General features: G+C 75.6%; 6 protein-coding genes and 1 pseudogene. All 7 read left to right on the top strand.

Annotation, left to right across the window (positions count from 1 at the left end):
• Positions 1–169: 169 nt before the first annotated feature.
• Entirely contained in the window at positions 170–1447 is a 1278-nt protein-coding gene (egtB, locus tag E4P41_RS21050; RefSeq protein WP_135143152.1) for an ergothioneine biosynthesis protein EgtB, read from the top strand.
• A gap of 3 nt (positions 1448–1450) precedes the next feature.
• A complete protein-coding gene (gene egtC, locus E4P41_RS21045; RefSeq protein WP_135143151.1) occupies positions 1451–2140 on the top strand; it encodes an ergothioneine biosynthesis protein EgtC in 690 nt (229 codons plus the stop codon).
• A gap of 16 nt (positions 2141–2156) precedes the next feature.
• Positions 2157–3125, top strand: coding sequence for an L-histidine N(alpha)-methyltransferase (gene egtD / locus E4P41_RS21040; protein WP_135143150.1), 969 nt, complete (start codon positions 2157–2159; stop codon positions 3123–3125).
• Between the two features lie 176 nt (positions 3126–3301).
• On the top strand, positions 3302–4117 hold the full coding sequence (locus E4P41_RS21035) for a DUF4397 domain-containing protein (protein ID WP_135143149.1): 816 nt from the start codon (positions 3302–3304) through the stop codon (positions 4115–4117).
• A 23-nt stretch (positions 4118–4140) separates the two neighbouring features.
• Entirely contained in the window at positions 4141–4821 is a 681-nt protein-coding gene (locus E4P41_RS21030) for a class F sortase (RefSeq protein ID WP_135143148.1), read from the top strand.
• 38 nt (positions 4822–4859) lie between these two features.
• Positions 4860–5459: a sigma-70 family RNA polymerase sigma factor gene (locus tag E4P41_RS21025; protein ID WP_135143147.1), complete on the top strand. Its 600-nt coding sequence runs from the start codon at positions 4860–4862 to the stop codon at positions 5457–5459.
• A pseudogene (locus E4P41_RS21020) lies at positions 5440–5731 on the top strand (ABC transporter substrate-binding protein); the annotation flags it as partial. The gene E4P41_RS21025 and the pseudogene E4P41_RS21020, both read left to right, overlap by 20 nt.

Below are 5731 nucleotides of genomic sequence, written 5' to 3'. Positions count from 1 at the left end.
CCTGCCTGGCCGCCGCCTGCGCCGCCGTCCCCGCCGCGCTACGGCCGGAGGTCGACGCGCTCGCCGACCTCGTCGACCGGGGCCGCTGCCCCGGCGACGCCCTGCTGGACACCGCCCGGGCCGGCGGCGCTGCCGCCGCCCTCCTCTCAGCCATGGAGGCCACTCCTCGATGAGCGACCTGACCGAGACTCTCGCCCGCGACCTCGCCACCGCCCGCGAGCGCACCTTGCGGCTCACCGACCACGACGAGCCCGAGCTGCTGCGCCAGCACACCCCACTGCTCAGCCCGCTGGTCTGGGACCTTGCGCACATCGGTCAGCAGGAGGACCTCTGGCTGCTGCGCCGCGGCGACGCCCGGCGCGAGGGGCTGCTGCCGGCCGACGTCGAGGCGCTCTACGACGCCTTCACCCATCCCCGTGCGGTGCGCGCGCGGCTGCCGCTGCTGCCACCGGTGGAGGCGCGGGCCTTCTGCGGCGAGGTGCGCGGTCGGGTGCTCGACCGGCTGGAGCGCCTGGGTGCCGACGACGACCCGTTCCACTTCGCCATGGTGGTCAGCCACGAGCAGCAGCACGACGAGACGATGCTGCAGGCGCTCAACCTGCGCGCCGGGCCGCCGCTGCTCGGCGCCGGGGCGCCGCTGCCGGCCGGGCGGCCCGGGGTCGCCGGCACCTCGGCGCTGGTGCCCAGTGGGGGGTTCGTGCTCGGGGTGGACGCCGCCGACGAGCCGTTCTCGCTGGACAACGAGCGGCCGGCGCACGTCGTCGACGTCCCGTCCTTCCGGATCGGCCGGGTGCCGGTGACCAACGGCGAGTACGCGGCGTTCGTCGCCGACGGCGGGTACGACGACCGGCGCTGGTGGTCCGAGCGGGGCTGGGCGCACCGGGTCGAGACCGGGCTGCAGCGGCCGCAGTTCTGGGCCACCGACGGCACCCGCACCCGGTTCGGCGTGGTCGAGACGATCCCGGCGGACGAACCGGTCCAGCACGTCACCTTCTTCGAGGCCGAGGCGTACGCGGCGTGGGCCGGCGCGCGGCTGCCCACCGAGGTGGAGTGGGAGAAGGCTGCCGTCTGGGATCCGGCTCTGGCGAGGCGCCGCCGCTTCCCGTGGGGCTCGGCCGAGCCGTCGCCGGCGCTGGCCAACCTGGGCGGCGACGCACTGCGCCCGGCCCCGGTGGGCGCCTACCCCGCAGGAGCCTCCGCCTACGGCGTGGAGCAACTGATGGGCGACGTCTGGGAGTGGACCTCCTCGGAGTTCACCCCGTGGCCCGGTTTCCGGCCGATGCTCTACGCCGACTACTCCGCACCCTTCTTCGGCGGCGACTACCGGGTGCTGCGCGGCGGCTCGTGGGCCGTCGGCGCCTCGATCCTGCGGCCGAGCTTCCGCAACTGGGACCACCCGATCCGCCGGCAGGTCTTCAGCGGGTTCCGGCTGGCCTGGGATGCCTGACCCGTGTGCCGCCACCTAGCCTGGCTGGGCCGGCCCCGGACGCTGGCCGAGCTGGTCCTCGAGCCGCCGTCCTCGCTGCTGGTGCAGTCGTGGGCTCCACGCCGGCAGCGGTACGGCACGCTCAACGCCGACGGCTGGGGCGTCGGCTTCTACACCCCCGGCCGGGCGCAGCCGGCGCGCTGGCGGTCGGCGAAGCCGCTGTGGGGCGACCCGTCGTTCGCCTCGGTCGCGCTGGTGATCTCGTCGGGCTGCGTGGTGGCCGCCGTCCGCTCGGCCACCGTCGGCATGCCGCTGGAGGAGAGCGCCGCGGCGCCGTTCACCGACGGGCGATGGCTGCTGTCGCACAACGGCCGGGTGGACCGCGCGGTGCTGCCCCCGGCGCGCGACGCCGAGTCCACCGTCGACAGCGCGCTGCTGGCGGCGCTGGTGTTCGACCGGGGGATGGATGCCCTCGGCGCCACGGTGCGCGAGGTGGCCGCGGCCGACCCGACCGCCCGGCTGAACCTGCTCGCCGCCGACGGCACCCGGCTGCTGGCCACCACGTGGGGCGACACCCTCTCGGCGCTGACGACGTCCGACGGCACCGCCCTGGCCAGCGAGCCCTGGGACGACGACCCGGCCTGGACCGACGTGCCCGACCGCTCCCTGGTCGAGGTCACCCCCGACGGCCTGACGCTGACCCCCCTGTCCTAACGATCACTGGAGAACCGTGCCGATCTCGCTGACCAGCCACCTCGCCCCCGAGGACGCCGCGCACGCGCTGCGCGCCGACGCCCTCGCCGGTCTGACCGCCACACCGAAGTCGCTGCCGCCCCGGTGGTTCTACGACGAGCGGGGCAGCGAGCTGTTCGACGAGATCACCCGGCTGCCGGAGTACTACCCGACCCGCGCCGAGCGTTCCGTGCTGGAGACGCACGCCGCCGACATCGCCGCCGCCGCCCGCGTCGACGTGCTCGTCGAGCTCGGCAGCGGGACGTCGGAGAAGACCCGGCTGCTGCTCACCGCGCTGCGCGACACGGGCACGCTGCGCCGGTTCGTGCCGTGCGACGTCGACCCGTCGGTGCTGCAGGCCGCCGGGGCGGCGATCACCGCCGAGTACCCGGGCGTGGAGGTCGAGGCGGTCGTCGGCGACTTCACCCGGCACCTGGGCGAGCTCCCCCAGTCGGGACGGCGGCTGGTCGCCTTCCTCGGCTCGACGATCGGCAACCTCGAGCCGGAGGCACGAGCCGCGTTCCTGGCCGAGCTGGCCGACACCCTGCAGCCGGGCGACTCCTTCCTGCTGGGCACCGACCTGGTCAAGGACCCCGCGCGGCTGGTGCGGGCCTACGACGACGCCGCCGGGGTGACCGCGGAGTTCAACCGCAACGTGCTGCGCGTGCTCGACCGCGAGCTGGACGCCGACTTCGACCCCGACGCGTTCGAGCACGTCGCGGTGTGGGACGCCGAGCAGGAGTGGATCGAGATGCGGCTGCGCTCGCGGACCGACCAGGTGGTGCGGTTGGCCGCCCTCGACCTCGACGTCCCGTTCGCGGCCGGAGAGGAGATGCGCACCGAGGTGTCGGCCAAGTTCCGCCGCGAGGGGGTCGAGGCCGAGCTGGCCGCCGCCGGGCTGCGCGTGACGTCCTGGTGGACCGACCCGGACGGCGACTTCGGCGTCTCGCTCTCCGTGCCGGCCTGAGCACGCCGTCCCGACACCCACCGTCCCCACCTGGCGTGTCGCCACCGGGACGTCGCGATCGGCTCGAGGAGGGAGCGGCCGGGGGAGCCGGCCGGTGACCGGGCTGCATCCGGGACGGCGGGTCCCCGGGAAGGAGAGGTGTCAGGTACCTCACCACCGACGGAAGGACCGCTCCCGTGACTCGTTCCCGCACCGCCTTCGTGCTCGCCGCCGGCGCCACCGGCACGCTGCTCGCCCTCGGCGCCTCCCCGGCCCTGGCCGACAACCACACCGCGACCGTCTCGGTCCTGCACGGCGTGCCGGAGACCCGGGTCGACGTCTACGCCGACGGTGAGCGGCTGATCGACGACTTCCAGCCCGGCACCCTCACCGATCCGCTGCAGCTGCCCGCCGGGGAGTACGACATCGCGCTCTACCCGGCCGACGCCCCGGACGCGTCTGGCGACCCGATCGTCTCCGAGACGGTCGACGTCACGGCCGACGCGAACGCCACCGTGGTCGCCCACCTGACCCCCGAGGGCCAGCCGGCCCTGACACCGTTCGTCAACGACACCTCCGCCGTCCCGGCAGGCCAGGCGCGGTTGTCCGTCCGTCACGTCGCGGCCGCTCCCGCCGTCGACGTCCGCGTCGGCGGCGAGGTGGTCATCGACGGGCTGACCAACCCCAACGAGGAGAGCCTCACCGTGCCCGCCGGCACCGTCACCGCCGACGTGGTCCTCGCCGGCACCGACACCGTGGCCATCGGCCCGGCGGACCTGACCCTGCCCGAGGGCGCCACCACCGCCGTGTACGCCTGGGGCTCGCAGGAGGCCGGCTACGAGCTCGCCGTCCAGACCATCCCCGGCGCCGACTCCGCGCCGTCCGGCGTCCCCGGCGGCACCGCAGGCCTGGTCGACGACGAGGGCGTCCCGGCGCCGCTGGTGGCACTGTCGCTGGCCGGCCTGGCCGCCGCCGGCATCGCCGCCCGCCGGCTGGCGACCTCTCGGAGCTGATCCGGGAGAGGGGGAGGCCGACCATGCGTCCCGCAGCAGCCGGGGTGGTGCTCGGGCTGGCCGTGGCGATCGGCACGCCGGTCACCTGGCAGCTGACCCGGGAGCCGGAGGCGGCGGGCGCACCGGTGGAGCAGGCTCTCCCCGAGGCGAGCCCTGCGCCGCCGTCGCCGGGCTCGCCGACGCCACAGGCGTCGGCGAGCCCGGGGTGGCTGCCCGAGGTGGCGGTGCGCGACGCCGCGCCCACGGCGACGCCCGAGCGACCCGAACCGACGTGGCTCACGGTGACCTCTCTCGGCATCGACGCACCGCTGGACCCCGTCGGTGTGGCCGCCGACGGCCAGATGCTGCTGCCCGAGGACGTCTCCCGGGTCGGCTGGTACCGCTTCGGCCCGGCACCAGGGGAGGAGGGCTCGGCGGTCCTCGCCGGGCACGTCGACGACCGCGACCAGGGCCTGGGCGCCCTGGCGGCGCTGCGGGAGGTCGAGCCCGGCTCCCAGGTCGTGGTGACCGACGAGGCCGGGACACAGACCCGCTGGCGGGTGGTGTCACGGGAGCTGATCCACAAGCAGGTCCTGCCGCTCGACCGGATCTTCTCGGAGGAGGGGGCGCCCCGCCTGGTGCTGGTCACCTGCGGCGGACCGTTCCTCGCCGAGTACGGGAGCTACCGCGACAACGTCGTGGTCGTCGCGCAGCCCCTGCCGTGACCGGGCTGCTGCGGCGCGGTCCGGCTAGGGTCGGGTAGGTGACATCGGACGTCGTACCGCTGCCGGGAGCCGATCCCGAGCCCGACGACGCCGAGCTCGGCCGCCTGTTCGCCGCCGGCCACGAACAGGCGCTGGCCTGGGCCTACGAGCGCTTCGCCGGCCAGGTCCACGGGATGGCGGTGCGCGCCTTCGGGCCGGGCCCGGACGCCGAGGACGTCACCCAGCAGGTCTTCGTCTCCGCCTGGACCGGCCGCGCCGGCTACCGCCCCGAGCAGGGCCCGCTACCCGCGTGGCTGGTCGGCGTGTGCCGGCACAAGATCGCCGATACCTGGGCCCGCCGCGACCGGCAGCGCCGCGCCGCCGAGGCCGCGATCACCGAGGCCCGGTCGGCGCCGGACACCACCGGCCCGCAGGTCGACGCCGTCGTCGCCGACCGCGTGCTGCTGCTCGGCGAGCTGGAGCAGCTCGGCCAGCCGCAGCGGAGCATCATCGAGCTGGCCTTCTTCGAGGACCTCACGCACACCCAGATCGCCGACCGCACCGGCCTGCCGCTGGGCACCGTGAAATCCCACATCCGGCGCACCCTCGAACGCCTGAGGACACGGTTGGAGGTGGACGGTGCAGCACTGCACGCCTGAACAGCTGGCGCTGGCCGCCCTCCGCGAGCCGCTGCCCGCCACCGACGCCACCCACCTCGACGCCTGCGCGCAGTGCCAGGCGGAGGTCGCCTCCCTGCGCCGCGGCGTCGACGCGCTCGCCGTCCCCGAGCTGGCTGCCCCGGTCGCCGCCGTCCCACCGCCGCCGGCTGTCTGGGCCGCGATCTCCGCCGCCACCGGGGTCACCGCCACGCCGCGTCCGGAGGTGATCTCCGCGGCAGCGCCGTCCGCGCCCGCCGCCGTCCCAGCGCCGG

Origin of the sequence: Geodermatophilus sp. DF01-2, assembly GCF_004571065.1 — a bacterium.
Taxonomy (GTDB): Bacteria; Actinomycetota; Actinomycetes; order Mycobacteriales; family Geodermatophilaceae; genus Geodermatophilus.
Note: the sequence above shows the minus strand (reverse complement) of the source record. Positions and strands in the feature narration are given on the sequence as shown.

Excerpts from the sequence above, each read along its gene's own strand:
- egtB (WP_135143152.1), top strand. The coding sequence starts at position 170 with ATGAGCGACCTGACCGAGACTCTCGCCCGCGACCTCGCCACCGCCCGC.
- E4P41_RS21030 (WP_135143148.1), top strand. The coding sequence starts at position 4,141 with ATGCGTCCCGCAGCAGCCGGGGTGGTGCTCGGGCTGGCCGTGGCGATC.